Origin of the sequence: Streptomyces cyaneofuscatus, from assembly GCF_042718795.1 — a bacterium.
In the GTDB taxonomy this organism is placed as follows: Bacteria; Actinomycetota; Actinomycetes; order Streptomycetales; family Streptomycetaceae; genus Streptomyces; species Streptomyces cyaneofuscatus_A.
Map to the genome: position 1 here is coordinate 246770 of NZ_JBHXOX010000003.1, position 22678 is coordinate 269447.

Below are 22678 nucleotides of genomic sequence, written 5' to 3' on the forward strand. Positions count from 1 at the left end.
CCGATGTGACTCCGGACGGCCAGGAATACGTAAGGAATGGTTCGCCGCACCGTGCTCGGCGGCCCCCGGCATCCGCGAGGTGCTCGCTGTCCGGGGGCAGCGAGCACGGGCCTCGGTCGCCGAATAAAACAAGCGTTGTCCCCGCCGCCACGCCTCCGGTCGAATGTCGCCACTTGACGTGTGGTCCACCTGTGCGACCGGCGAGCACACTGCCGGGCCGTACGGCGGGCCACCAGGGAGGAACAGCACGTGAACAGAGCACGAAGCATGTCCAGGAAACCCGCTGCGGCCCTCACTCTCGCGGTGATGACCGCCGCGGTGTCGGCACTCACTTTCGCCCAGGCCGAGGGGCAGGAGCCGTCGGCCCCGCTCGCGGTCGCCGACCACGACCCGGCCACCCACGCGGGCCATGTCGACCACGACCTCGAAGGCCCGTTCAGCGAGGAGCTGGAGCGGCAGCGCGAGTCCGCGCTGCAGATGGTGCTGAGCGGTGAGGCGGAGATCAAGCGGCGAGCCGGTTCCCAGGTCGTCAGGCTCGACGAGGGCAAGTACGTCGAGCTGGGCCGCGAGCGCACCGACAAGATCTTCGCCATCCTCGTGGAGTTCGGGACCAAGGTGGATGACACCACCACCCACGATCCCGACGGCTCCGGCCCGAACCCGCCGGTGAAGAAGTACGGCGGCACGCCGGGACCGCTCCACAACAAGATCGCCGAGCCTGACCGGAGCGTGAACAACTCCACGGCCTGGCAGGCGGACTTCGACCGGTCGCACTACCAGGAGCTGTACTTCGGCCAGGGAACCGACGCCGCCGGGCAGCCGACCCACTCGCTCAAGACCTACTACGAGAAGGCTTCCTCCGGTCGCTACTCCGTGGACGGGCACGTATCGGACTGGGTGAAGGTCGAGTACAACGAGGCCCGCTACGGGGCGAACTACTGCGGCAGGAACAACTGCCCCAACGCCTGGGACGTCGTACGGGACGGCGTCAACGCGTGGGCCGCCGACCAGAAGGCCAGGGGCCGCAGCGCCGCCCAGATCAAGGCCGACCTGGCGGAGTACGACACATGGGACCGCTACGACCACGACGAGGACGGCGACTTCAACGAGCCCGACGGCTACATCGATCACTTCCAGGTGGTCCATGCCGGTGAGGACGAATCGGCCGGCGGCGGCGCCCAGGGCAAGGACGCCATGTGGGCCCACCGCTGGTACGCCTACGGCACCGCCGTCGGGAAGACCGGTCCGGACAGCAACAAGTCCGGCGGGACGCAGATCGGCGACACCGGCATCTGGGTGGGCGACTACACCGTGCAGGCCGAGAACGGCGGGCTCGGCGTCTTCGCGCACGAGTACGGCCATGACCTCGGACTGCCCGACCTGTACGACACCTCCGGCCAGGAGGGCGCCGAGAACTCGACGGGCTTCTGGTCGCTGATGTCCGCCGGCTCCTGGCTCAACCGGGGCAAGGACTCCATAGGCGACCTGCCCGGGGACATGACGGCCTGGGACAAGCTGCAGCTCGGCTGGCTGGACTACGCGAAGGTCGCCGACGAGGGACGGAAGCGGAACTCCACGCACAAGCTGGGGGTCTCGGCCTACAACACCGAGCTGCCGCAGGCCCTCCTGGTGGAGTTGCCGAAGAAGTCCGTGACCACGGAGGTCGTGGCCCCGGCGCAGGGATCGGCCCAGTGGTGGAGCGGCTCGGGTGACAACCTCCGCACCACGCTGACCAGGCCGGTCGACCTGACGGGTCGTTCCAGGGCCACTCTGGAGCTCCAGGCCTGGTACGACATCGAGGCGGACTACGACTACCTCTACACGGAGGTCTCCACGGACGGCGGGGCCAAGTGGACGGCGCTGGACGGCACCGTCGACGGCAAGGCGCTCCCCCGCGACGGAAGCGGTACCCCCGCCCTCACCGGTGTCTCCGGCGCCCATAAGAAGCTCGTCCACTCCCTGGACGCCTACGCGGGCAAGAAGATCGACCTGAGGTTCCGTTACCACACGGACCGAGCGACGGTCGGCAAGGGGTTCACCGCGGACACGATCCGACTGACCGCGGACGGGGCCGAGGTCTTCTCCGACGACGCCGAAGCGGCGGCCTCCGGATGGACCGCGCAGGGCTTCTCCCGGATCGGCGGGACCGTCACGAGCCAGTACGAGCAGTACTACCTCGCCGAGAACCGCCAGTACGTCTCGTATGACAAGTCCCTGAAGACCGGCCCGTACAACTACGGTTTCACGGCGCCCAGGAACAAGTGGGTCGAGCGCTACCCCTACCAGAACGGGCTGCTCGTCTGGCAGTGGGACACCTCCCAGAAGGACAACAACACCTCCGTCCACCCGGGTGAGGGGCTGGTGCTTCCCGTGGACGCCCACCCCGAGCCGCTGAAATGGTCCGACGGGACGCTGATGCGCAACCGGCTCCAGGCCTTCGACTCCGCCTTCGGCCGCATGCCGACCGATTTCCTGCGGCTGCACCAGGCCGGCGTTCCCACGTACGTGATGCCGAAGGCGGGCAACCCCGTCTTCGACGACCGTCACGGGGACTACTGGCGCAAGGAGACACCGCGGGCCGGTGTTCGCGTCAGTGACACCGGCACCAGGATCGAGGTGCTCCGGGAGGCACCGAGCGGACAGACCGTCACCATACGGGTGGGCCCCTCGGCCCCCTGACGGGCACGCACACCGCCTCAGGGCCCGGCCGTCCTCCGGAGGACGGCCGGGCCCTTCGCGTTGCCCGTTCCGCGCGACCGGAGCCTGCGTAGCCCGGAATTTTCGCGTATCCGTATTGCCCTCCGGCCCCCTGTACGGCCGGAGTCGGGACTTCTAGCTTTCTTCCACCGGTCGGCCCGACACCAGGCCGGACGGCGAACGCCGCAGCCATGTCAGGGCTCCGGCCTTCTCCCCCCACACACCGCAGGAGAACCACATGCGTGCACAGATACTGTCCGTCGCCGGCGCCGCCCTGGCATCCGCGCTGGCCTTCTCGTCGCCGACCGCCCTCGCGGTCGGCGACGAGGCCCCGCAGGCCTCCTCCGTGTCACCGGGCTCCTGGGCTCCCGCGAAGGCGGGCACCTCCACCGCCGCGACGTCCCTCGACGGCATCTTCACGACGGCCACCTACACCTACCGGATCGGCAGCTCCTGCAAGGGCTACGAGGAGGAGATCCGCGAGGGGGCCGCGTACTGGACCGGCAAGTTCGACGAGAGCACGGACAGTTCCGCCACCCCGGTCAACTGCCGGACCGACATCTTCGTCTGCGGCGACACGAAGCGGGCCAACGGCTGCAATGAGGGCAAGGGCCAGCGGATCACCCTCTCGACCAAGACATTCGACTTCGCCCTGCTCGCCGCGCACGAGTTCGGACACAACATGTACAAGCACTCGGACCACGACTGCCGGAGCTGGGACAGCGACGCCGCCGTCATGGCGCCCGTCGACAAGGAGTGCACTGACTAGGGCCTGTCGTAGGGCGGCGGGTGTACGGGGACGGGCCCGGCGGATCACTCCGCCGGGCCCGTCCCGCACCCGTTCACGGCGCCGGCAGCTCCACCAGCTCCGCGACCGCGTCCCGGTGGCTGCCCGCCGAGCCGTACGCGATCGAGTCCGCCTTGGCGCGCTTGAGGTAGAGGTGCGCCGGGTGTTCCCAGGTCATCCCGATCCCGCCGTGGAGCTGGACGCACTCCTCGGCGGCGTGGACCGCGACGCCGGAGCAGTACGCCTGCGCCACCGCGACCGCGAGGGGGGCGTCGGGGCTGCCGGTGGCCAGCGCGTCGGCGGCGTTGCGGGCGGCGGCGCGGGCCGAGACGACCTCCAGCCAGAGCTGCGCCATGCGGTGCTTGAGCGACTGGAAGGAGCCGACGGGCCGGTTGAACTGGTGGCGTTCGCGGGTGTACCGGACGGTCTCGCTGAGGCACCACTCGGCGATCCCGAGCTGTTCGGAGGCGAGCAGTCCGGCTCCGGCGAGCAGACCACGCTCTACGGCGGAGGTGCTCGCGTCCGCCTCGGCGAGCAGGGTCCCGGGGGCGCCGGACAGGGTGAGGGTGGCGAGGGGGCGGGTCAGGTCCAGCGGTACGAGGGGTTCCACCACCACTCCGGGGGCCGTCGCCTCGACCGCGTACAGGCCTTCGGCGGTCGGCACCAGCAGGACGTCGGCCACGGCGGCGTCGGCCACTCCCCGTACCGTGCCGTCGAGCGAGGTGAGGGCCGCCCGCGCCCCGGCGGGCGGGGTGGCGAAGGGGACGGCGAGCACCGCCGTACGCGCACCGGAGGCCAGCTCGGCCAGGAGTGCGGCGGCCGGTCCGTCCTCCCCGTCGGCCAGCGCGAGCAGCGTTTCCGTGGCCACGACGGCGCTGGTCAGGTACGGGGCGGGGGCGACGCTGCGGCCCAGCTCCTCCAGGACCACGGCGGCCTCCCGGTGGGACGCGCCCTGGCCGCCGAGCTTCTCGGGGACGAGGAGGCCGGCGGCGCCGATGCCGGTGGCCAGCGCCTCCCAGAGGCGGGGGTCGTACGGCGTGTCGGACTCGGTCGCCGCGATCACCGTCGGCGCGTCGGCCCGGTCGGTGAGGAGGGCGCGTACGGCGGAGCGCAGGTCGTCCTCGTCCTGGGTGTAGAGCAGGTCGGGGGTGACGGGCGGCTGTCCCGGGGTGGGGGCGAGGGGCTGTCCCGGGGTTGCGGCGGGGGGCTGGGTGGGCGCGGTCATCGGCTCAGGTCCTTCCAGGCGACGTCCTTGTCGTTGCGGGGTTCGGCGGGCAGTCCGAGCACGCGCTCGGCCACGATGTTCAGCAGGACCTCGCTGGTGCCGCCCTCGATGGAGTTGCCCTTGGAGCGGAGGTAGCGGTAGCCGGCGTCGCGGCCGGTGAAGTCGACCAGCTCCGGGCGGACCATGGTCCAGTCGCCGTACAACAGGCCCTCGTCGCCGAGGAGTTCCACTTCCAGGCCGCTGATCTCCTGGTTGAGTCGGGCGAAGGCGAGCTTCATGCCCGAGCCCTCGGGTCCCGGCTGTCCGGCGACGAGCTGCTGGCGCAGCCGCTCGCCGGTGAGGCGGGCCACCTCGGCCTCGACCCAGAGGGTGAGCAGGCGCTGGTGGGTGTCGTGGGTGCGCAGGTCGGGGCGGTCGCGCCAGGTCTGCGAGACCGGGCCGATCATGCCGCCCTCGCGCGGGATGCGGGAGCCGCCGATGGAGACGCGCTCGTTCATCAGCGTGGTCTGGGCGACCTTCCAGCCGTCGCCGACGGGGCCGAGCCGGTGGCTGTCGGGGATGCGTACGCCGGAGAGGAAGACCTCGTTGAACTCGGCCTCCCCCGTGATCTGGCGCAGCGGCCGGACGTCCACGCCTGGGTCGGTCATGTCGCAGATGAAGTAGCTGATGCCCCGGTGCTTGGGGAGGTCGGGGTCGGTGCGGGCGATGAGGATCGCCCAGCGGGCCAGGTGGGCGCTGGACGTCCAGACCTTCTGCCCGTCGACCACCCAGTCGTCGCCGTCGCGGACCGCCCGGGTGGCGAGCGCCGCGAGGTCGGAGCCGGCGCCGGGCTCGCTGAAGAGCTGGCACCAGACTTCCTCACCGACCCACAGCGGGCGCAGGAAGCGCCGCTTCTGCTCGTCGGTGCCGAAGCCGAGGATGGTGGGCGCGGCCATGCCCAGGCCGATGCCGATGCGGCGCGGGTCGTTGTCCGGCGCGTCGGCGGCGGCCAGTTCGGCGTCGACGACCTGCTGGAGGGAGCGGGGCGCGTCGAGCCCGCCGAGGCCCACCGGGTAGTGGACCCAGGCGAGGCCCGCGTCGAACCGGGCCTTCAGGAAGTCGGTGCGCTCCGTGGTGACGGGCGGGTGCGCGGCGAGCAGCTCGCGGGTGCGGCGGCGGATCTCGGTGGCGTCGACGGCCGGGGCGGCGGCGGGGCTCATCGGGCACCTCCGGGCAGGACGACGATCCGGCCGGTGCTGGTGCCGTCGGCGACGCGCTGCACGGCTTCGGCGGCTCCGGCCATCCCGACCCGCTCACTGATCAGGGGTTTGACGATGCCTTGGGCGGCCAGCTCGGTCAGCTCGTCGTGGCAGGCACGGACGGCGGCCGGGTCCTTGGTGTTGTAGAGGCCCCAGTGCAGCCCGACGATGGAGTAGTTCTTCACCAGGGCGTGGTTGAGGGCCGGGGTCGGGATGGTGCCGCTGGCGAAGCCGACGACGAGGACGCGGCCCTCGAAGGCGACGCACTTCACGGACTTGGCGTACGCGTCGCCGCCGACCGGGTCGTAGACGACGTCGGCGCCGCGCCCGCCGGTGGCTTCCTTCACGGCGGCGACGATGTCCTCGCCGCGCCGGTCGATGACCAGGTCGCAGCCGAGCTCACGGGCGACGGCCGCCTTGTCCGGTCCGCCGACGACCCCGATCACGGTGGCGCCCGCGGCCTTGCCGAGCTGGACGGCAGCGCTGCCGACCCCGCCCGCCGCAGCGTGGACGAGGAGGGTCTCCCCGGCCTGGAGGTTCGCGCGGCGGTGCAGGCCGAACCAGCCGGTCTGGTAGCCGATGTGGAGAGCGGCCGCTTCGGCGTCGTCCAGGGCGTCGGGTGCGGGCAGCAGGGCCGCCTCGTCCGCGACGACGTACTCGGCGAAACCGCCGTACGGCAGGGCGGGGGTGGCCAGCACGCGCCGCCCGTCCTCCGTCGCCCCGCACACCTCGACACCCGGGGTGAACGGCAGCGGCGGCCGCACCTGGTACTGGCCCCGGCAGAGCAGCGCGTCCGGGAAGTTGACGTTCGCCGCGGTGACCCGGACGAGCACCTGTCCGTCGCCGGGGGTGGGCCGGTCCGTCTCCTCCAGGCTCATCACCTCGCCCGGCTCGCCGTTCCGGTGCACTCGCCATGCCTGCATGAGGGGCCTCCACAACACTGTCGGCATTACCACTGCTCCGGCGCATACTAAGCGGTCGCTTGCCCATCTGGGAACACCCCGGCGGGCCGAGCGCAGCGGACCTCTCACCCCCGCTTCGGCTTCGCCCGCACATGCATCCGCTCCCCCTGCGGACCGAAGAGGCTCAGGAACTCCACCGGCTTGTCCTCCGCCGGGCCGAACCAGTGCGGCAGCCGGGTGTCGAACTCGGCGGCCTCCCCCGGCTCCAGCACCAGATCGTGCTCGGCCAGCAGCAGCCGCAGCTTCCCGGAGAGCACGAACAGCCACTCGTACCCCTCGTGCGTACGCTGCTCCGGCACCTCGCCGCTGCCCGGCTCCTGCACCATCTTGTACGCCTGGAGTCCGCCGGGCCGGGCGGTGAGCGGCAGCATCGTCCGGCCGTGCTGCACGATCGGCTTGGCCCTCACCCGGGGGTCCCCGACCGGCGGGGCGCCCACCAGGTCGTCGAGCGGGACCTCGTGGGCGCGGGCGATGGGGAGCAGCAGCTCCAGGCTGGGGCGGCGGCCGCCGGACTCCAGCCGGGAGAGCGTGGAGAGGGAGATTCCGGTGGCGGCCGAGAGCGCGGAGAGGGTGACACCCCGGTCCTTGCGCAGGCGGCGCAGCCGGGGGCCGACCCCGGTGAGGACGGCGTCGAGTTCGGGGTCGTCCCGGTCGTGTTCCTTCATGCGCCCATTGCAGAATCGGCAAGCGGGATTGTCAATCCCGCCCGACCCCGCGGCGGTGTCAGAGGGTGAAGACCTCGAAGGTGACCGCCGGGCGTCCGCCGAACCGGTCGGCCTCGGCCCGCACCATGCCCTCCAGGAAGGTCCGGCAGTACGTCTCCGGTTCCTCGTCGCTCACCGCCTCGATGTAGGTGCGGTGCGCGAGCAGGGACTCCACGGAACGTTCGAACCCCGCCGACGCGTCCACCGCGTGCGTGGGCCGGTCGCTGCCCGCCAGGGCCGTCCACCGCACCCCGTTCCACGGCTCCAGGCGCTGTTCCGTCAGCTCCGGGAAGATCCACCGGTTGCCCGCGTCGGCGACGGCGTCCAGGGTGGCCCGGCCGACCGCCCGGTGGTCGGGGGTGTTCCAGGCGACGCCGCCCATGGTGTCCCGGTGGTTCAGGGTGACGACCAGTTCCGGGCGGTGGCGGCGGATGGCGGCGGTGATGTCGCGGCGCAGCCCGGTGCCGTACTCGATCACCCCGTCGCGGTGGTCGAGGAACTCCACCGTACGGACCCCGACGACGGCGGCGCTCGCCCGCTGCTCCCGCTCGCGCAGCGGCGCGCACTCCTCGGGCGGCAGGGTGTCGATGCCGGCCTCGCCCCGGCTGGCGAGGAGGTAGACGACCTCCCGGCCGCCGTCGGTCCAGTCGGCCACGGCGGCGGCCGCGCCGTACTCCAGGTCGTCGGGGTGGGCGACCACCGCCAGGGCGCGGCTCCAGTCGGCGGGCAGGGGTTCGAGCGGCTGCTGGGTCATACCCGCAGGCTACCGACGATCACCGGAGCGGGCTGGTGATCGGGAGGTTTCCGGGTACGGGACGGAATGCGGGACCACCGTCCGGTGCTGGAGACACGTGTAGAGTCCCAGCCCTCCCGCGCCGCCCCGGTCGACGAAAGGACCCCGCTCGTGCCCAGCCCCGCCTCCCTCTCCCCCGCCCAGGCCGCAGCCCGTCTGGAGGAGTTCACCGTGATCGATGTGCGGGCTCCGGGCGAGTACGCCGCGGGGCACGTGCCCGGCGCGCTGAACATCCCGCTCGACAAGCTGCCCGACGCCCTGCCTGCCCTGAAGTCCGCGTCCGCCCGCGGCTCGCTGCTGGTGGTGTGCGCCTCCGGGGTCCGCTCCACCCGGGCCTGCGAGATCCTCGCGGGCGCCGACATCGAGGCCGCGACGCTGACCGGCGGCACGTCCGCCTGGGAGGGTGACGGCCGCGGTCTGGACCGGCCCGAGGGCGCCCGTGGCGTCTGGCCCATGGAGCGCCAGGTGCGGCTCGCGGCCGGTTCGCTGGTGGTGGCCGGGCTGGTGGCGGGCATCCGCTTCCCGGCCGCCCGCTGGCTCTCCGCGGGCATCGGCTCGGGCCTGGTCTTCTCGGCCGTCACCAACACCTGCGGTACGGCCTCGGCCCTGTCGAAGCTCCCGTACAACCAGGCCACGCGCTCCGGCACCACGGACCTGGACGCCACGCTGGAGGTGCTCCAGCGCTGACGTCCGCTCGCTGTCAGACCTCGTCCCTGACCATCGCCAGCAGCCGGTCCAGGACGCGCGTCCCGCCGACGCGCACCCCGTCGTGCTCGTACTCGTTCGTCACCCAGGTGCGCAGTCCCCGGATCGCGGCGGCCGTGCGCAGCGAGTGCTCGGTGTCCACGTACATGTCGTCGTGGTAGACGGCGGCGGCGACCGGCACCTCGTTGGCGGCGAGCCGCTCGGGGTCGTAGAGCGCGGGCCAGTCGGTGCGCTGTGCGAGAAGCTCGGCGGTCTCGCGCAGCGGGCGCAGCGCCGGGTCGACGTCGAAGTGCCAGGGGTGGATGGTCTCGCCGGTGAAGAGGAGGGGCCCGTCGCCCGCCAGCGCCGTCGCCGCGTCGAACTGCGGGAATTCGGCGCGTACGCGTTCGGCGGACCAGGCGGTGGCCCGCTCGCCGTAGCCGTAGATCGCCTCGTGGACCAGGGCGTAGAGCGGGTGTCCGGCGAACGAGGTGGCGGAGCGCAGGGCCTCCTGGAAGGTGTCGGAGAGTTCGGTGCCGTGCGGGGTGCGGACGAAGGCGTTCTCCAGCAGGTGGTGAAGCTGGTGGCTGCCGCTGCCGGTGCCGAGCAGGATGCCGAGCGACTGGAAGAGTTCGGGGGTCAGCCGGTGGCCGGCGCTCTCCGGGCGGTGTTCGGCCAGGTAGGCGGCGATGGCGCGGGCCCGGTCGATGTCCAGCGGGTAGCGGGCGTAGTGCGCGGCGACCTTCCGCTCGATCCGGGGGTACGCGGCCCGGTAGACGTCGTCCGCGTGGGCGTCCAGAGAGGGCAGCCCGCCGGTGATGAGGACCGCCGCGAGCCCCTCGGGCGCCGAGGAGAGGTAGCGCACCGCGCAGAACCCGCCGAAGGACTGGCCGAGCACCGTCCACGGGGCACCACCGGTCAGCCGCTGCCGGACGATCTCGCAGTCCCGGACGATGGCGTCGGAGCGGAAGTGCGCCAGGTAGTCAGCCTGTTCCCGGGGGCCGCCGCGCAGCGGAAGGGTCTGCCGGTTGGCGGGGGTGGACAGGCCGGTGCCGCGCTGGTCGAGCAGGAGCACCCGGAACTCGCGCAGGGCCCGGCCGAGCCAGGCCTCCGTACCCACGAACCGGCGGGCGCCGAAGCCGGGGCCGCCCTCCAGGTAGACCAGCCAGGGCAGCTCCTCGCCGGATCGCCCGGCGGCCACGGCCTCGCGCCCGTACAGCTCGATCTGCTCGCCGCCGGGGTCGCTGTGGTCGAGGGGGACGGTGAAGCGGTGGTCGGTGAGGACGACGCCGGGCTGGCGGTAGCGGGTCACGGGTGCTCCTGGGTCGTGGGGCCGGGCGGTCCTGGTGGAAGGGCCAGTTCAGCACATGGGACGTCGGATACGGCGGGAGGGCGGGTGCCCCGGACGGTCCCGGCCCGTGTGCGCCGCGCCCGGCGCGCTCCTACTGTGCGGACATGATCCGGTTCGAGCAGGTCGGCAAGGTCTACCCGGACGGTACGACGGCGGTCGACGGGCTCTCCTTCGAGGTCGCGGAGGGCGAGCTGGTGACGCTGGTCGGGCCGTCCGGCTGCGGCAAGACGACCACGATGATGATGGTGAACCGGCTGATCGAACCGACGTCGGGCCGGATCCTGGTGGGCGGCGAGGACATCGCCGGGATCGACCCGGTGAAGCTGCGCCGCCGGATCGGCTATGTCATCCAGCAGGTCGGCCTCTTCCCGCACCGCACGGTCCTGGACAACACCGCGACCGTCCCCGCGCTGGTCGGCTGGAAGCGCGCGCGGGCCCGGGAGCGGGCGGCGGAGCTGCTGGACCTGGTCGGCCTGGACCCGAAGACGTACGGCTCGCGCTATCCGTCGCAGCTCTCCGGCGGCCAGCGCCAGCGGGTCGGCGTGGCGCGGGCGCTCGCGGCGGACCCGCCGGTGCTGCTGATGGACGAGCCGTTCGGGGCGGTGGACCCGGTGGTGCGGGAGCGGCTGCAGAACGAGTTCCTGGCCCTCCAGGAGCGGGTGCGCAAGACGGTCCTGATGGTCACGCACGACATCGAGGAGGCGGTGCGGATGGGCGACCGCATCGCGGTGTACGGGGAGGGGCGCATCGAGCAGCTCGACACCCCGGCCGCCGTGCTCGGCACCCCGGCGACCCCGTACGTGGCCCGGTTCGTCGGCTCGGACCGGGGCCTGAAGCGGCTGTCGGTGACCGCGATCCGGCCGGAGGACCTGGAGGAGCCGCCGGTGGCCCGGCTGGACGAGCCGGCTCCGGTGGCGGCGGAGCGGCTGCGGGCGGCGGGGGCGCGGTGGGCGGTGGTACTGAACGGCACGGGCGAGCTGCACGGGTGGGTGTCGGCGGATGCGCTGCGGTCGGCCGGGGAGCGCGGGACGGTGAGTGCGCTGGCCCGGCGGATGGAGGCGTGGGTGCCGGTGGGCGCCCCGTTGAAGCAGGCGTTCAGCGAGATGCTCCAGCACGACGCGGGGTGGGTGGCGGTGCTGGACGGGGCCCGCTTCCTGGGGGTCCTGACGCCCGCGAAGCTCCATGAGGCGCTGCGCCGGTCGGTGGACGCGGACGCGCAGGGCGTGGGGCGCGAGGAGGTGGACTTCGACTCGGTGGCGGACGCGTGAGCCGGGGGGGGCGCGTGAGCCGGGGGGGGCGGCCGCGTGAGCAGGAGGCGGCCGCCACCGATACGTACCATGTGCGGCCCGTCAGTTGAGAATCGCGCGGACGATCGCTCCGAACACGCGGCTCACCGCACTCAGCGCACCGGCCTCCACCACGACCTCCGCGACATCGGTACTCGTCTCGGCCACATCGGCCCCGTGCTCCTTCAACCGGCACCGGCGGCAAACTCCGCGCCGCAGCCGTCCCCGTTTCGCGCACCGCCGGCACGCCCTGTGCAGAATCCCCATGCGGGCAGGATCTCATCCCGGGCCGCCGGGGCGGGAGGTCACCTGCCGCGGCGGTAGCTGCTGCCGTCCCGGGGCCGGACCAGCAGTCCGGCGACGACCAGGTGGCGGCGCAGCGCGGAGCAGTCCTCGTGGACGGTGAGCAGCGCCTCGTTGACCTCCTGCTCGGTGTACGAACGGTCGCGCTCGAACAGCGTCTCGGCGAGGTGCGTCAGAAGCTGCTCCAGCCGCGCCTGCTTGCGCGGGATCGTGACCAGTCGGCCGTGCGAGAAGAGGGCGGTGACCTGGTGCGTACGGCGGGCGGACTGCAGCGGCGGAAGGGTCTGTTGTTCAGGCATGGGCCCGAGCGTCGCAGGCTCCGAACCGACGGGCAACGCGTTTTCCGTTCGGCCGGACGCGGCGGTCCGTCCCGCATTGACAGCGCCGGGCGCCCTCGCTCTAATGGTCCGCGTGCAGCGTGACGTCGGCCAAAGAGATCTGGGCCGGCCGACAGTCAAGCCGGCACCTTCTCCCAGGGACGACGTGATGAGTCCACTCACCGCCCGCTGCTTCTGACGCTTTCCGGCGTCTGACGCCTTCGCGACCGCGCGTGCCGCCGTTCGTTCCGGCCGCACTCCGCGCACCGCACCGCGCCGTATCCACCCCTTCTTGCCTTATCCACCCCTTCTCACGGCCCTCCTTGCGGCTTCTTACGGCCCTCCTTGCGGCCCTTCTCACGGGAGACCCAGAACACCCATGCCCTCTGCCTTCCAGCAGTCCGTCATCGACGAGTTCCGCGCCAACGCCGGCAAGGTCGGCGGCCCCTTCGCCGGATCCGACCTCCTTCTGCTGACCACCACCGGCGCCCGCACCGGGAAGCCGCACACCACCCCGCTCGGCCATGTCCGCGACGGCGACCGGCTGTTGGTCGTCGGCTCGAACCTGGGCGCCCCGCAGCACCCCGACTGGTACCACAACCTCCTCGCACACCCGGCGGTCCAAGTGGAGCTGGGAGAGGAGGAGTTCGAGACCATCGCCGTGCCCGCCGAAGGCCCCCGGCGCGACGAGCTCTTCGCCCGGGTGGTCGCCGAGGCCCCCGGGTACGCGGAGTACCAGGCGGCGACCGACCGCACCCTCCCCGTCGTGGTCCTGGAACTCCCCGACCCGCAGGCACCGGCCCCCGCCATCACCTCGCTGGCCGGCAAGCTCACCGAGACGCACACCTGGCTGCGCGGCCAACTCGCCCAGGTGCACGCGGAGACGGAAGCGCACTTCGCCGCCCGTGCCGCCCACCGGGGCGCGGGCGCCCCGCCCCCTCCCGGCCTCGGTCTCGGTCTCGGTCTCCAGATCCGGCAGCGCTGCCTGGCGTTCTGCCAGGCGCTGGAGTTCCACCACACGAGCGAGGACGGCCACGTGTTCCCGGTGATGGAGGGGTACCACCCCCGCCTCCGCCCCGTCTTCGACCGGCTCCGGGACGAGCACCGCTCGATCGCGGCCGTGCAGTCGGCGCTGGCGGCGCTGCTGGCCGGTGTCGCCGTCGCCGATCCGGACCGGTTCCGCGCCGAACTGGCTCGGATGACGCAGCAGTTGACCGCACACCTCGACTACGAGGAGGCCGAGATCCTGCCCCTGCTGGCGGACGTGCCGTGGCCGCCGGTTCCCCGTTGAGCGCGTTGAGCACGTTGAGCACTTAGCCCTTCGGGATGAGCTTCTTCGACTCCAGGTAGGTGCGCGCGACGTCCTCGGGGAGCCTGCGCCAACTGTCGACCTGTTCGTTCATCGACGCCAGGTCGGCCGTGGTCAGGACGGTGTTGAGCCGGCCGAGGGCGTCGCGCACCCCGGCGCTGCCTGCGCGGGCGCGGTTGACGACGGGGACCACGTAGTCGGCGTTCTGGAGCTTCTTGTCGTCCGCCAGCAGGACCAGCCCGAACTGGTCGAGGGTGGCGTCGGTGGTGGTGGTCAGGACCATCTGGTCCTGACCGTTCTGGACGGCCTGCTTCGCCTGGGTGGTGCCGACGCCCTTCGGGTCGACGGCGACGATGTCGATGCCGTACGTCTTCTCCAGCCCGGGTGCGCAGTAGGGGCGTTGCACGCATTCGTCGCCCGCAGCGAGGCGGACCGGGAGCCTGGCCCGGCCGACGTCGCTGAGGGTCTTGAGGTCGTGCTCCCTCGCGTAGGAGGCGGCGACCGCGAAGGCGTTCTGGTCGACGGCCCGGCCGGGGTTCAGCACGGTGAGCCCGCGGGGGGCCGCGAGCGCGCGCAGCGCCTTCATGGTGGCGGCGAGGTCGGGTGATCCGACGGGGGCCGCGTCGGCGCCGTCGGCCTTGGCGTTCAACCAGTCGGCGAAGGTCGCCGCGTACTCCGGTACGACATCGATCTGGCCGCTCTCCAGGGCGGGTTCGTAGATCTCCCGGTTGGTGACGGAGATGAGGTCGGCGGAGTATCCGGCGCGCTCCAGGAGCAGGGCGTACATCTGGGCCAGCAGGTCGCTCTCGGTGAAGCCGGCCGAGCCGATGGTCAGCTCCTTGCTGTCGCCGGGCGGCGCGGTGACCTCGCCCTGGTTCTCCAGGCTGGGTCCGGTGGTGCAGGCGGTGGCGGCGAGGAGCAGGAGCCCGGCGAGGACCCGGCGGGCCCGGGCGCGGATCAGAAGGCTCATGCGGCCCCCCTCCCCCTGCTGGGTGCCATCCGCTGCCCCGCCTCGAAGAGGCTCTCCACGAGGAGGGCGAAGACCGCCACCAGGATCGCCCCGGCCACCACCTGCGGGGTGGAGGCGAGGTTGAACCCCGCGGTGATGATCCGGCCCAGCCCCCCGCCACCGGCCAGGGCGGCCAGGGTGGCGGTGGCGACGAGCTGCACGGCGGCGATCCGGACGCCGGTGAGGATGAGCGGGAGAGCGAGCGGCAGCTCGACGCCCCAGAGCATCTGGCGCCCGGTCATGCCCATCCCCCGGGCGGCCCGCACGACGTCCCGGTCCACCTCGCGCATCCCGACGTACGCGTTGGTGAGCAGCGGTGGCACGGCGAACAGCACGAGCGCGATGATCGTCGACCACTGGCCGTACGTGCCCACGGGGGTGAGCAGCAGCAGGACGAGCACGGCGAAGGTGGGCACCGCCCGGCCGATGTTGGAGATGTTGACGGCGAGCGCGCCGCCCTTGCCGAGATGGCCGAGGACCAGGGCGACGGGCAGGGCGATCAGGCAGCTGATGAGCAGGCAGACGACGGTGAGGAAGAGGTGTTCGCCGAGCCGGTTCCCGATCCCGTCGGGGCCGGACCAGTGGGTGGCGGTGGTGAGCCAGGACCAGGTGTCGGAGAGGGTCTTCATGACTCGCTCCCCCGCCGTGTCCAGGGGGTCAGCAGCCGCTGGGCTCCCAGGAGGAGCAGGTCGGCGGCGACGGCGATGACGACGCAGAGCACGGAGGCGGTCAGCACCTGGGCCTTGAAGTAGGTGTTCATCCCGGAGTAGATGAGGTTGCCGAGCCCGCCGTATCCGACGATCGCGCCCACCGTGACGAGGGAGACGGCGGAGACGGTGGCGATCCGCAGTCCGGCCATGGCGGCGGGCAGCGCGAGCGGGAGTTCCACGGCGAGCAGCAGCCGCAGCGGCCCGTACCCCATGCCGCGCGCGGCCTGGCGGGTCTCCTCGGGGACGGCCCGGAGCCCGGCGAGGATGTTGCGGACCAGCAGGGTCAGCGAGTAGAGGACGAGGCCGGTGACGACGAGCGCGGCGGAGAGCCCGTACACCGGCAGCAGCAGCGAGAACATCGCCAGCGACGGGATGGTGTAGAGGATCGTGGTCAGCCCCAGCACGGGACCGGCGGCCCACCGCCAGCGGCGGGCGACGAGGGCCAGGGGGACGGCGAGGGCGAGCCCGATGAGGACGGCGAGTGCGGTCAGCTGGAGATGCTGGAGGGCAGCGTCCATAAGGATCTCCCGGCGGCTGGAGAGGTAGGCGCCGCAGATCCACTCGTTGCGTGCGAGGCAGTCGTCGGGGGGTGCCGTCACCCGCCCATTCCAGCGTGGCCGCAGGCCCACCGCCCGCCCTGTTCACCCGTCCGAGGGCCCGAGCGGCGCTGCACGGGCGGATCCGTCGCCGTACGGTGGGAGGGAGCGAGCGTGCACGCCCCCGCGCGATATGTGCGGCCCCCGGCAGAGATGGCAGGTGCCCGCGATGGCCGGCGAGATCTCCTTCTTCGAGCTCGGGGTGGACGACCCCGGGAAGGCCCGGACCTTCTACGGCGCCTTGTTCGGGTGGAACTTCGAGCCGGGCCCCTCGGGCGAGGGCGGCTACGCGATCGGGACCCCCAGCGGGCAGGGGGGTGTCCACGGCGGTGATCCCGGGGGCGGCCCGTACCTCTTCTACCGGGTCGACGACATGGCCGCCGCGGTGGCGCAGGTGCGTGAGCTGGGCGGCAGTGTGGAGGGCACGGACCTGGGCGAGGACGACGCCTCGGCCGCCCGGTTCGGGCGCTTCCGGCTCTGCCGTGACGCCCAGGGTTCCCCCTTCGGCCTGCACGAGCCGGCTGACGGCCGAGGAGGGTCCGGTTACGTCCGGGGGGCCTTCCGGAGAACGTCCTGCGGGGTTCGAGCAACCCCGGGCGCCCCGCTGCCGTCTTGATCACCGACAGAACGATTCGCCGCCCAGGAACGGGCGGCGTCCGCCCCCACCTGTACCGGGCTCGGAGAACCGGCCAACTATGCACCCTATGTATACACCTGGCGCATAGTGGACGCCGGCCCGTCCCGGGCACCGCGCGAAAGGCTCCCATGCAGACCAAGGCACTGGCGCCCGAGTACCAGGGCGCGCTCACCAAGATGTCGGTGAACGCCTCCCTCACCGACGTACTGGCCGAAGGCGTACGGCATCTGAAACAGGCCGAACTCTCCGGCTCCCAGGAGGAGGTGGCGCGCAGCGGACTCGCCGTGGCCGAGGCGCACCGCCGACTGGGGCAGGTCGAGGAGGCGGACCGGGCGTGGAAGGCCAGCTACCGGGCCGCACGTTCGGCCGGGGCCACGGGCGCGATGGCCTGGGCGTTGTGGAGCGGGGGGACGCTGGCGCGTCAACGGGGTTCGCTGCGCCTGGCGTTCCGGCTGCTGGGGCTCGCCGCCGAACTGGGCAAGCGCGGTGGGGACGTCGTCGCGCGCGGCTACTCGCTCGCCGGACTGGCCGAGACCGGGCGCATCCAGGGCGACTACGCCACGGTCGCCACCCTGCACGAGCAACTGCTCGCCGAGGCCCGCGCCCGGGGCGAGGCCCGCCACACGGTGTGGGCGCTGGAGGGCATAGCGCAGATCCACCGCAACACCGGGCAGCTCGACTCGGCCCTGGAGATGTTCGAGGAGGCGGCGGTCCTCGCCAAGAGCGCCGACGACCGGCGGGGCCGGGCCTGGGCCCTGCGCGGCATCGCTGACATCGTTTCCCTCCGGGACGGGGCGACCGGACGCGCACTCGGGCTGCTCGCCGAGGCCGAGGTCACCTGCCGGGAGATGAAGCTCTCCAGCGCGCTCGCCTACAACCACAAGATGCGCGCCAACGTGCTCTTCCGCGCCGGACGGTACGAGGAGGCACGCGAGGTCTACGAGCAGGCGCTCGGGGAGTTCCGCGCGATGACCGAACCCCGGGGCGAGGCACTGGCGGCCCTGGGCCTGGTCAAGGCGCGCGCCCGGCTCGGCCGGGACCGCGCGGACACGGCCGCCGAGCTGGACGAGCTGCGGGGCAGGCTGAGCCGGATCGGGCTGCTCAACGCCCGGGAGATGGTGGAGAAGGCGTACGCCGAGCTGGGCGTGGAACCGGCGGCGGAGGGAGAGGAGGGCGGCGGCGGCCGCTCCACCGGATCCGCCGCGCCGCACGAGGGGGCCACGCCGATGGACGTCCCCGGCACCGGACCCGCCGCCCCGTCCAAGGAGGCCCCGCCGGCGGACGCCGCCGGCACCGGACCGGTCACCCCGCACGAGGAGGCCCGGGCCCTATGACGCTGTCCACGACCCGTCAGGCGGCCGCGCCGCAGATACTCGACCGGTGCCGCGAGCTGGTCCGGCCCGCCCTGGTGGAGTCGGTGCGCCGGCTCCACCCCTGGCACGCCGAGACGGCCGCCTTCTCGCTGGGCTGGAGCGGGGTGGCCGGCGACCCGGTCCCCGGCTCGCAGGGCAAGGGGGTCCGCCAGGCGCTCGCGGTGCTCGGCGCGGAGGCCGCCGGGGGCAGCGGCCTGGACGGGGTCACCGGCGCGGTCGCCGTCGAGCTCGTCCACACCTTCTCGCTCATCCACGACGACATCATGGACGGCGACGAGACCCGGCGCCGCCGCCCGACCGTCTGGAAGGCGTACGGCACCGGGCCTGCGGTCCTCGCGGGCGACGCCTTGTTCGCGCTCGCCGTACGGACCCTGACGGAGGTTCCGGGCGCCACGGGGGCGGCGGCGGTGCGCCATCTGTCGGCGGCACTGGGCGATCTGGTGCACGGTCAGGCGCAGGACCTGCTCTTCGAGTCGCGGCCGTGGACCGGGCCCGAGGCGGTCCTGCCGCACGAGTACCGCGCGATGGCCACGCACAAGACGGGGTCCCTGCTCGGCTGTGCCGCCGCGCTGGGTGCGGTGCTGGCCGGGGCTCCGGCGCCCACGGCCGACGCGCTGGACCAGGCGGGGCGGCATCTGGGGGTGGCCTTCCAGGCGGTGGACGACCTGCTGGGCACCTGGGGCGATCCGCAGATCACGGGGAAGCCGGTGCACAGCGATCTGCGGCGGCTCAAGAAGACCTTCCCCGTCCTCGCCGCCCTGGCAGCCGACCACCCGGCGGCCCGGCGGCTGGAGGCCCTCCTCACCGGGGCCGGACCGCTCGACGAGACCGGGACCGGACCGCTCGACGAGGCGGGGCTGCGCCGGGCCGCCGAGCTGGTCGACGAGGCCGGCGGGCGCCGGGCCACGGTCACCGAGGCCCGGGAACATCTGCGGGCCGCCCGTGCCTGCCTGGACGCGGTGGAGCTCCACGAGGGCGCGCGCGGGGACCTGCTCACCCTGATCCCGTTCCTCGTCGACCGCACCGGATGACCTGGGGCCGGCGGCCTTTCCCCGGGCCGCCGGCTGCGAGGATGGACACTCCCGAAGCCCCCGCACACCCCGAAGGCCGGAGCCGTCATGCCTCCCCTCCCCCCGCCCGTACAGGCGCTGCTCGTCGTCGATGTCCAGGCTGCCTTCGTCGCGGGCGAGAACCCCGTGCCCGACGCGCCCCGGCTGCTGGACCGGGTCGAGCACCTCGTCCGCCGGGCCCGGGCGGCCGGGGCGCTCGTCGTCTACCTGCAGAACGACGGGCCGGCCGGAGAGCCCGACGAACCGCACACGCCCGGCTGGGAGTTGTACCTCCCGGTCGCCGCCGGCCCGGCCGAGACCGTGATCCGCAAGACCGAGGACGACGGCTTCGAGGCCACCACGCTGGAGGACCGGCTGACGGCCGCCGGGGTCGCGTCGCTCGCCGTGTGCGGAGTCATGTCGGAGATGTGCGTCCTGGCCACCGCGCGCCGGGCGCTGGAGCTGGAGTACCGGGTCGTGCTGCCGCACGACGCCCACGCCACGTACGACATCCCGGCCGCGCCGGGCATCAGCGAACGCGTTCCGGCGGCGATGGCGTCCCGGGTCGCGGAATGGGCCCTCGGCGACGAGGTCGAGGTCGTCGCCCGCGCCGAGGACGTCACCTTCGCGGCCACCCGGGCGGAGCCCTTTGACGACAATAGAACTGCGTGACCGTCAGGTAGATGGTGCCGCCATCCACTACGGCAACCGGCCGTCCCCGAGATGCGGCGAACAGCGTCACCTCCTCCCGTGAACAATTTCTTCGGCCCGCTCCCGCAATTGCGCCGCGCCCTCTCCCCCGACGCGCATTCCGGCACCTTCACGAGGACACGGTTCAGCCGCGCGGACCACCTGATCAGCGGAATCACGCCGGTAATCCTCACGTGGTCGTATGAGCGAGTCACGCGCACGATTTCGTCACATGTCTGCCAAAGTGCACTTCGGCTTTACTCACCGGATTGAGCGAAGAGAGCCGTACGTGCTGCACATGCGTCGTGCCGAAGAAAGACAATTGACGGTCCTTCATTTGGTTCAGCCCGTGGATGGTGGAGTGGCCCGGGTCGTCACCGATCTCGTCAGGGCCCAGACCGTCGCCGGGCTGAGGCCCGTGGTGGCCTGTCCGCCCGGGAGCCCGCTGGCCGTCGGGGCGGCCGCCGCGGGGGCTCAGGTCCGGGGCTGGTCCGCCACCCGGGCCCCGGGTCCGCGGCTGGCCGGTGAGGTCGCCGCCGCGCGGCGGATCGTCCGCGACTGCCGTCCGCACGTGGTGCACGCGCACAGCGCCAAGGCCGGTCTGGCGGGCCGGATCGCCGTCCGGGGCAAGGTGCCCACGGTGTTCCAGCCGCACGCCTGGTCCTTCGAGGCCGTGGACGGACGTACCGCGGAACTGGCCCTGAACTGGGAACGGTTCGGGGCACGCTGGGCCGACCACATCCTCTGCGTCAGCGAGTCCGAGCGGCGCACCGGCCAGCAGGCAGGCATCGCCGCCCGCTGGTCGGTGATCCACAACGGCATCGACCTCGACCGCTTCCGCCCCGGCGGCCAGGCCGACCGCGCCGCCGCCCGGGCCGCGCTGCCCTCCCTCGACGGGGCTCCCCTCGTCGTCTGCGTCGGCCGCCTGACCCGGCAGAAGGGCCAGGACGTCCTGCTCGACGCCTGGCGGCGGCTGCGGGTGCCGGGCGCGCGCCTCGTCCTCGTCGGCGACGGCCCCGACCGGGCCGGCCTGGAGGAAGCGGCCCCGGCCGGCGTCCTGTTCACCGGGGCGAGTACCGACGTACGGCCGTGGATCCACGCGGCCGACGTCGTCGTCCTGCCGTCCCGCTGGGAGGGCATGGCGCTGGCCCCGCTGGAGGCCATGGCCTGCGGCCGGGCCGTGGTGATGAGCGATGTGAACGGGGCGCGGGAGAGCGTGGCGCCGGGCGACGAGGGCCACCTCCTCGTACCGCCCGAGGACCCCGCGGCGCTCGCCGCCTCGCTCACCGCGCTGCTCACCGATCCGGAGCTGCGCGAGGAGGTGTCCCACCGGGCCCTGCGCCATGCCCGGGCGGCGTTCGACGTCCGACGGACCGCGGGGGCGGTTGCCGGTCTCTACCAGGAAATTGTCTCCCTGTCCGGCCCCACGATGAGGAAGCGCACCGAGCGATGACGATGGAGAGTGCACCGGCCCCCGGCGCCGGACAGGCAACAGCCGTACAGGCCCACACGGTTCATCCGCCGCGAAGAGGCGACGGCGGTACGCGGGAGCTCGGCGGTGGACGCGCCGCCGTGCGTTTCGCGCCCGCCGCGCAACTGCTCGGCGCCGACGCGCTGGCGCTGGCCGGCACGTTCGCCCTGTGCGCCCCGGCCGGCTGGCCCTGGCCCGTGGTCGCCGGCCAGGCGGTGGCGCAGGTGCTGCTCCACGCGTACCGGGGGCTCTACCGGCTCGGCCTCTCCCCCTCGGTGCTCTCCGAAGTGCCCGCGCTCCTCGGCCTCGCCCTGCTCCAGTGGTACGTGACCATGGAGGTCGTCGACGTCTGGGCCCCGGCCCACGCGTTCGGCTGGGCGGTGCTGGCGTACGCGGCGGCCGCCCAGAGTGTGCTGTGCGCCTCCGGACGCGCGGTGGTGCACCGCATCCGGCACCGGGCGGCGATCCGCAACCCGCTCTCGACGCTGATCGTGGGCCACGGCCCGGTCGCCCGCCAGGTGACGGCGGCGCTGTACGACCACCCCGGGTACGGGCTGCGCCCGGTCGGCCGGGTCGCCGCGTCCACCGGTCCCGATGCCTCCGCCGCCTCCGCCTCCGCCACGGAGGATTCCTCCGTGCGGCCGGACGGAGTGAAGCTGCCGGTCCTGGTCACCCCGCAGGAGGTGGGACGGGCCGTCGTGCAGAACAGCGTGCGGCACGCGGTGTTCACGGCGCCGCCCGAGTCCACCCCCGACGGTGCCGCCCTGTTCGCCCTGCTCACCGGCCACGGCTGCCGGGTGTGGCTGGTCACCGGCGACACCGCCGTCGCCGCCCGTCCCGCCGGAGGCCGCCCCGACCACCTGTGGGGGTTCGCCGCCCACCCGCTCCAGGACGGCACGCACCGGCCCGTGAGCCATGCGGCGAAGCGGGTGATGGACGCCCTCCTGGCGGGGACCGGTCTGGTGCTGCTGTCCCCGGTGATGGCGGTGTGCGCGCTGGCGGTGCGGCTCTCGGACGGTCCCGGTGTCATCTTCCGGCAGGAGCGGGTGGGCCGGCACGGCCGCCCGTTCGTCCTGCTCAAGTTCCGTACGCTGCGGCCCGCCGACGCCCAGGAGTCGGCGACCCGGTGGAACGTGGCATCCGACGGACGGATGAGCCGCGCCGGACGGCTGCTGCGCCGCACCTCGCTGGACGAGCTGCCGCAGCTGTGGAACGTCCTGCGCGGCGACATGAGCCTGGTCGGGCCCCGGCCCGAACGCCCCTTCTTCGTCGCGCAGTTCAGCCGTACGCACCCCGGCTACCAGGCCCGTCACCGGATGCCGGTGGGCATCACGGGGCTGGCGCAGGTGAACGGGTTGCGCGGTGACACCTCGATCGAGGAGCGGGCCCGGTTCGACAACCGGTACATCGAGACCTGGTCCCTGTGGCAGGACGCGTGCGTGCTGGCGCGGACCGTGGGCTCCTTCTTCCGGCTCGGGGGCAGCTGA

The 22678-nt window shown here is 72.9% G+C and carries 21 protein-coding genes; 11 read left to right on the forward strand and 10 right to left on the reverse strand.

Going from position 1 to position 22678, the window contains the following annotated elements:
• Positions 1-306 precede the first annotated feature (306 nt).
• The gene (locus ACFWRT_RS04290) at positions 307-2679 is read left to right on the forward strand and encodes an immune inhibitor A domain-containing protein (RefSeq protein ID WP_381121221.1); all 2373 of its coding nucleotides are present in this window, start codon (positions 307-309) and stop codon (positions 2677-2679) included.
• 256 nt (positions 2680-2935) lie between these two features.
• Positions 2936-3466: a hypothetical protein gene (locus tag ACFWRT_RS04295; RefSeq protein ID WP_380948634.1), complete on the forward strand. Its 531-nt coding sequence runs from the start codon at positions 2936-2938 to the stop codon at positions 3464-3466.
• 73 nt (positions 3467-3539) lie between these two features.
• On the opposite strand, the gene ACFWRT_RS04300 is transcribed toward ACFWRT_RS04295, so the two are convergent.
• The 5 genes from ACFWRT_RS04300 to ACFWRT_RS04320 all read right to left on the reverse strand — a co-directional run bounded on the left by ACFWRT_RS04300 (position 3540) and on the right by ACFWRT_RS04320 (position 8367).
• The gene (locus tag ACFWRT_RS04300; protein ID WP_380948635.1) at positions 3540-4709 is read right to left on the reverse strand and encodes an acyl-CoA dehydrogenase family protein; all 1170 of its coding nucleotides are present in this window, start codon (positions 4707-4709) and stop codon (positions 3540-3542) included.
• Positions 4706-5908, reverse strand: a complete 1203-nt coding sequence (locus tag ACFWRT_RS04305; protein ID WP_380948636.1) for an acyl-CoA dehydrogenase family protein — start codon at positions 5906-5908, stop codon at positions 4706-4708. The genes ACFWRT_RS04300 and ACFWRT_RS04305 overlap by 4 nt, the downstream gene beginning before the upstream one ends.
• A complete protein-coding gene (locus tag ACFWRT_RS04310) occupies positions 5905-6870 on the reverse strand; it encodes an NADPH:quinone oxidoreductase family protein (RefSeq protein WP_380948637.1) in 966 nt (321 codons plus the stop codon). Before ACFWRT_RS04310 ends, ACFWRT_RS04305 begins: the two co-directional genes overlap by 4 nt.
• A 104-nt stretch (positions 6871-6974) precedes the next feature.
• The gene (locus ACFWRT_RS04315) at positions 6975-7574 is read right to left on the reverse strand and encodes a helix-turn-helix domain-containing protein (RefSeq protein WP_380948638.1); all 600 of its coding nucleotides are present in this window, start codon (positions 7572-7574) and stop codon (positions 6975-6977) included.
• A 58-nt stretch (positions 7575-7632) separates the two neighbouring features.
• On the reverse strand, positions 7633-8367 hold the full coding sequence (locus tag ACFWRT_RS04320; protein ID WP_380948639.1) for a PIG-L deacetylase family protein: 735 nt from the start codon (positions 8365-8367) through the stop codon (positions 7633-7635).
• A gap of 150 nt (positions 8368-8517) precedes the next feature.
• Here ACFWRT_RS04320 and ACFWRT_RS04325 point away from each other — a divergent pair, with 150 nt between their 5' ends.
• Positions 8518-9093 (forward strand): rhodanese-like domain-containing protein, encoded by a 576-nt coding sequence (locus ACFWRT_RS04325; RefSeq protein WP_380948640.1) that lies wholly within the window; start codon positions 8518-8520, stop codon positions 9091-9093.
• A 13-nt stretch (positions 9094-9106) separates the two neighbouring features.
• Here the strand turns inward: ACFWRT_RS04325 and ACFWRT_RS04330 are convergent, their stop codons facing one another.
• A complete protein-coding gene (locus ACFWRT_RS04330) occupies positions 9107-10402 on the reverse strand; it encodes an alpha/beta fold hydrolase (RefSeq protein WP_380948641.1) in 1296 nt (431 codons plus the stop codon).
• 143 nt (positions 10403-10545) lie between these two features.
• Here ACFWRT_RS04330 and ACFWRT_RS04335 point away from each other — a divergent pair, with 143 nt between their 5' ends.
• A complete protein-coding gene (locus tag ACFWRT_RS04335) occupies positions 10546-11709 on the forward strand; it encodes an ABC transporter ATP-binding protein (protein WP_380948642.1) in 1164 nt (387 codons plus the stop codon).
• 323 nt (positions 11710-12032) lie between these two features.
• Here ACFWRT_RS04335 and ACFWRT_RS04340 read toward each other — a convergent pair whose 3' ends face one another.
• Complete coding sequence (locus ACFWRT_RS04340; protein WP_380948643.1) at positions 12033-12329, reverse strand: DUF2087 domain-containing protein; 297 nt, start codon at positions 12327-12329, stop codon at positions 12033-12035.
• 397 nt (positions 12330-12726) lie between these two features.
• Here ACFWRT_RS04340 and ACFWRT_RS04345 point away from each other — a divergent pair, with 397 nt between their 5' ends.
• Positions 12727-13638, forward strand: a complete 912-nt coding sequence (locus ACFWRT_RS04345) for a nitroreductase/quinone reductase family protein (RefSeq protein WP_380948644.1) — start codon at positions 12727-12729, stop codon at positions 13636-13638.
• 22 nt (positions 13639-13660) lie between these two features.
• Here the strand turns inward: ACFWRT_RS04345 and ACFWRT_RS04350 are convergent, their stop codons facing one another.
• The 3 genes from ACFWRT_RS04350 to ACFWRT_RS04360 are packed head-to-tail and all read right to left on the reverse strand — an operon-like array spanning position 13661 to position 15974.
• Positions 13661-14626 carry an ABC transporter substrate-binding protein gene (locus ACFWRT_RS04350; protein ID WP_380948645.1) on the reverse strand — a complete coding sequence of 322 codons (966 nt, stop codon included), beginning with the start codon at positions 14624-14626 and terminating at the stop codon, positions 13661-13663.
• Entirely contained in the window at positions 14623-15294 is a 672-nt protein-coding gene (locus tag ACFWRT_RS04355) for an ABC transporter permease (RefSeq protein WP_380948646.1), read from the reverse strand. Before ACFWRT_RS04355 ends, ACFWRT_RS04350 begins: the two co-directional genes overlap by 4 nt.
• A complete protein-coding gene (locus tag ACFWRT_RS04360; RefSeq protein ID WP_380948647.1) occupies positions 15291-15974 on the reverse strand; it encodes an ABC transporter permease in 684 nt (227 codons plus the stop codon). Before ACFWRT_RS04360 ends, ACFWRT_RS04355 begins: the two co-directional genes overlap by 4 nt.
• A 166-nt stretch (positions 15975-16140) precedes the next feature.
• Here ACFWRT_RS04360 and ACFWRT_RS04365 point away from each other — a divergent pair, with 166 nt between their 5' ends.
• The 6 genes from ACFWRT_RS04365 (at position 16141) to ACFWRT_RS04390 (ending at position 22678) form a co-directional block, all read left to right on the forward strand.
• Entirely contained in the window at positions 16141-16587 is a 447-nt protein-coding gene (locus ACFWRT_RS04365; protein ID WP_380948648.1) for a VOC family protein, read from the forward strand.
• A gap of 149 nt (positions 16588-16736) precedes the next feature.
• Complete coding sequence (locus ACFWRT_RS04370; protein WP_380948649.1) at positions 16737-17942, forward strand: tetratricopeptide repeat protein; 1206 nt, start codon at positions 16737-16739, stop codon at positions 17940-17942.
• Positions 17939-19012: a polyprenyl synthetase family protein gene (locus ACFWRT_RS04375; protein WP_380948650.1), complete on the forward strand. Its 1074-nt coding sequence runs from the start codon at positions 17939-17941 to the stop codon at positions 19010-19012. Before ACFWRT_RS04370 ends, ACFWRT_RS04375 begins: the two co-directional genes overlap by 4 nt.
• A gap of 87 nt (positions 19013-19099) precedes the next feature.
• Positions 19100-19702, forward strand: coding sequence for an isochorismatase family protein (locus ACFWRT_RS04380; protein WP_380948651.1), 603 nt, complete (start codon positions 19100-19102; stop codon positions 19700-19702).
• A gap of 307 nt (positions 19703-20009) precedes the next feature.
• Positions 20010-21173: a glycosyltransferase gene (locus tag ACFWRT_RS04385; RefSeq protein ID WP_380948652.1), complete on the forward strand. Its 1164-nt coding sequence runs from the start codon at positions 20010-20012 to the stop codon at positions 21171-21173.
• A complete protein-coding gene (locus ACFWRT_RS04390; protein ID WP_380948653.1) occupies positions 21170-22678 on the forward strand; it encodes a sugar transferase in 1509 nt (502 codons plus the stop codon). The genes ACFWRT_RS04385 and ACFWRT_RS04390 overlap by 4 nt, the downstream gene beginning before the upstream one ends.

Excerpts from the sequence above, each read along its gene's own strand:
- ACFWRT_RS04390 (WP_380948653.1), top strand. The coding sequence starts at position 21,170 with ATGACGATGGAGAGTGCACCGGCCCCCGGCGCCGGACAGGCAACAGCC.
- ACFWRT_RS04375 (WP_380948650.1), top strand. The coding sequence starts at position 17,939 with ATGACGCTGTCCACGACCCGTCAGGCGGCCGCGCCGCAGATACTCGAC.
- ACFWRT_RS04320 (WP_380948639.1), bottom strand. The coding sequence starts at position 8,367 with ATGACCCAGCAGCCGCTCGAACCCCTGCCCGCCGACTGGAGCCGCGCC.
- ACFWRT_RS04365 (WP_380948648.1), top strand. The coding sequence starts at position 16,141 with ATGGCCGGCGAGATCTCCTTCTTCGAGCTCGGGGTGGACGACCCCGGG.
- ACFWRT_RS04315 (WP_380948638.1), bottom strand. The coding sequence starts at position 7,574 with ATGAAGGAACACGACCGGGACGACCCCGAACTCGACGCCGTCCTCACC.
- ACFWRT_RS04380 (WP_380948651.1), top strand. The coding sequence starts at position 19,100 with ATGCCTCCCCTCCCCCCGCCCGTACAGGCGCTGCTCGTCGTCGATGTC.
- ACFWRT_RS04310 (WP_380948637.1), bottom strand. The coding sequence starts at position 6,870 with ATGCAGGCATGGCGAGTGCACCGGAACGGCGAGCCGGGCGAGGTGATG.
- ACFWRT_RS04355 (WP_380948646.1), bottom strand. The coding sequence starts at position 15,294 with ATGAAGACCCTCTCCGACACCTGGTCCTGGCTCACCACCGCCACCCAC.
- ACFWRT_RS04290 (WP_381121221.1), top strand. The coding sequence starts at position 307 with ATGACCGCCGCGGTGTCGGCACTCACTTTCGCCCAGGCCGAGGGGCAG.
- ACFWRT_RS04300 (WP_380948635.1), bottom strand. The coding sequence starts at position 4,709 with ATGACCGCGCCCACCCAGCCCCCCGCCGCAACCCCGGGACAGCCCCTC.
- ACFWRT_RS04335 (WP_380948642.1), top strand. The coding sequence starts at position 10,546 with ATGATCCGGTTCGAGCAGGTCGGCAAGGTCTACCCGGACGGTACGACG.
- ACFWRT_RS04345 (WP_380948644.1), top strand. The coding sequence starts at position 12,727 with ATGCCCTCTGCCTTCCAGCAGTCCGTCATCGACGAGTTCCGCGCCAAC.
- ACFWRT_RS04370 (WP_380948649.1), top strand. The coding sequence starts at position 16,737 with ATGCAGACCAAGGCACTGGCGCCCGAGTACCAGGGCGCGCTCACCAAG.
- ACFWRT_RS04340 (WP_380948643.1), bottom strand. The coding sequence starts at position 12,329 with ATGCCTGAACAACAGACCCTTCCGCCGCTGCAGTCCGCCCGCCGTACG.
- ACFWRT_RS04295 (WP_380948634.1), top strand. The coding sequence starts at position 2,936 with ATGCGTGCACAGATACTGTCCGTCGCCGGCGCCGCCCTGGCATCCGCG.
- ACFWRT_RS04350 (WP_380948645.1), bottom strand. The coding sequence starts at position 14,626 with ATGAGCCTTCTGATCCGCGCCCGGGCCCGCCGGGTCCTCGCCGGGCTC.
- ACFWRT_RS04305 (WP_380948636.1), bottom strand. The coding sequence starts at position 5,908 with ATGAGCCCCGCCGCCGCCCCGGCCGTCGACGCCACCGAGATCCGCCGC.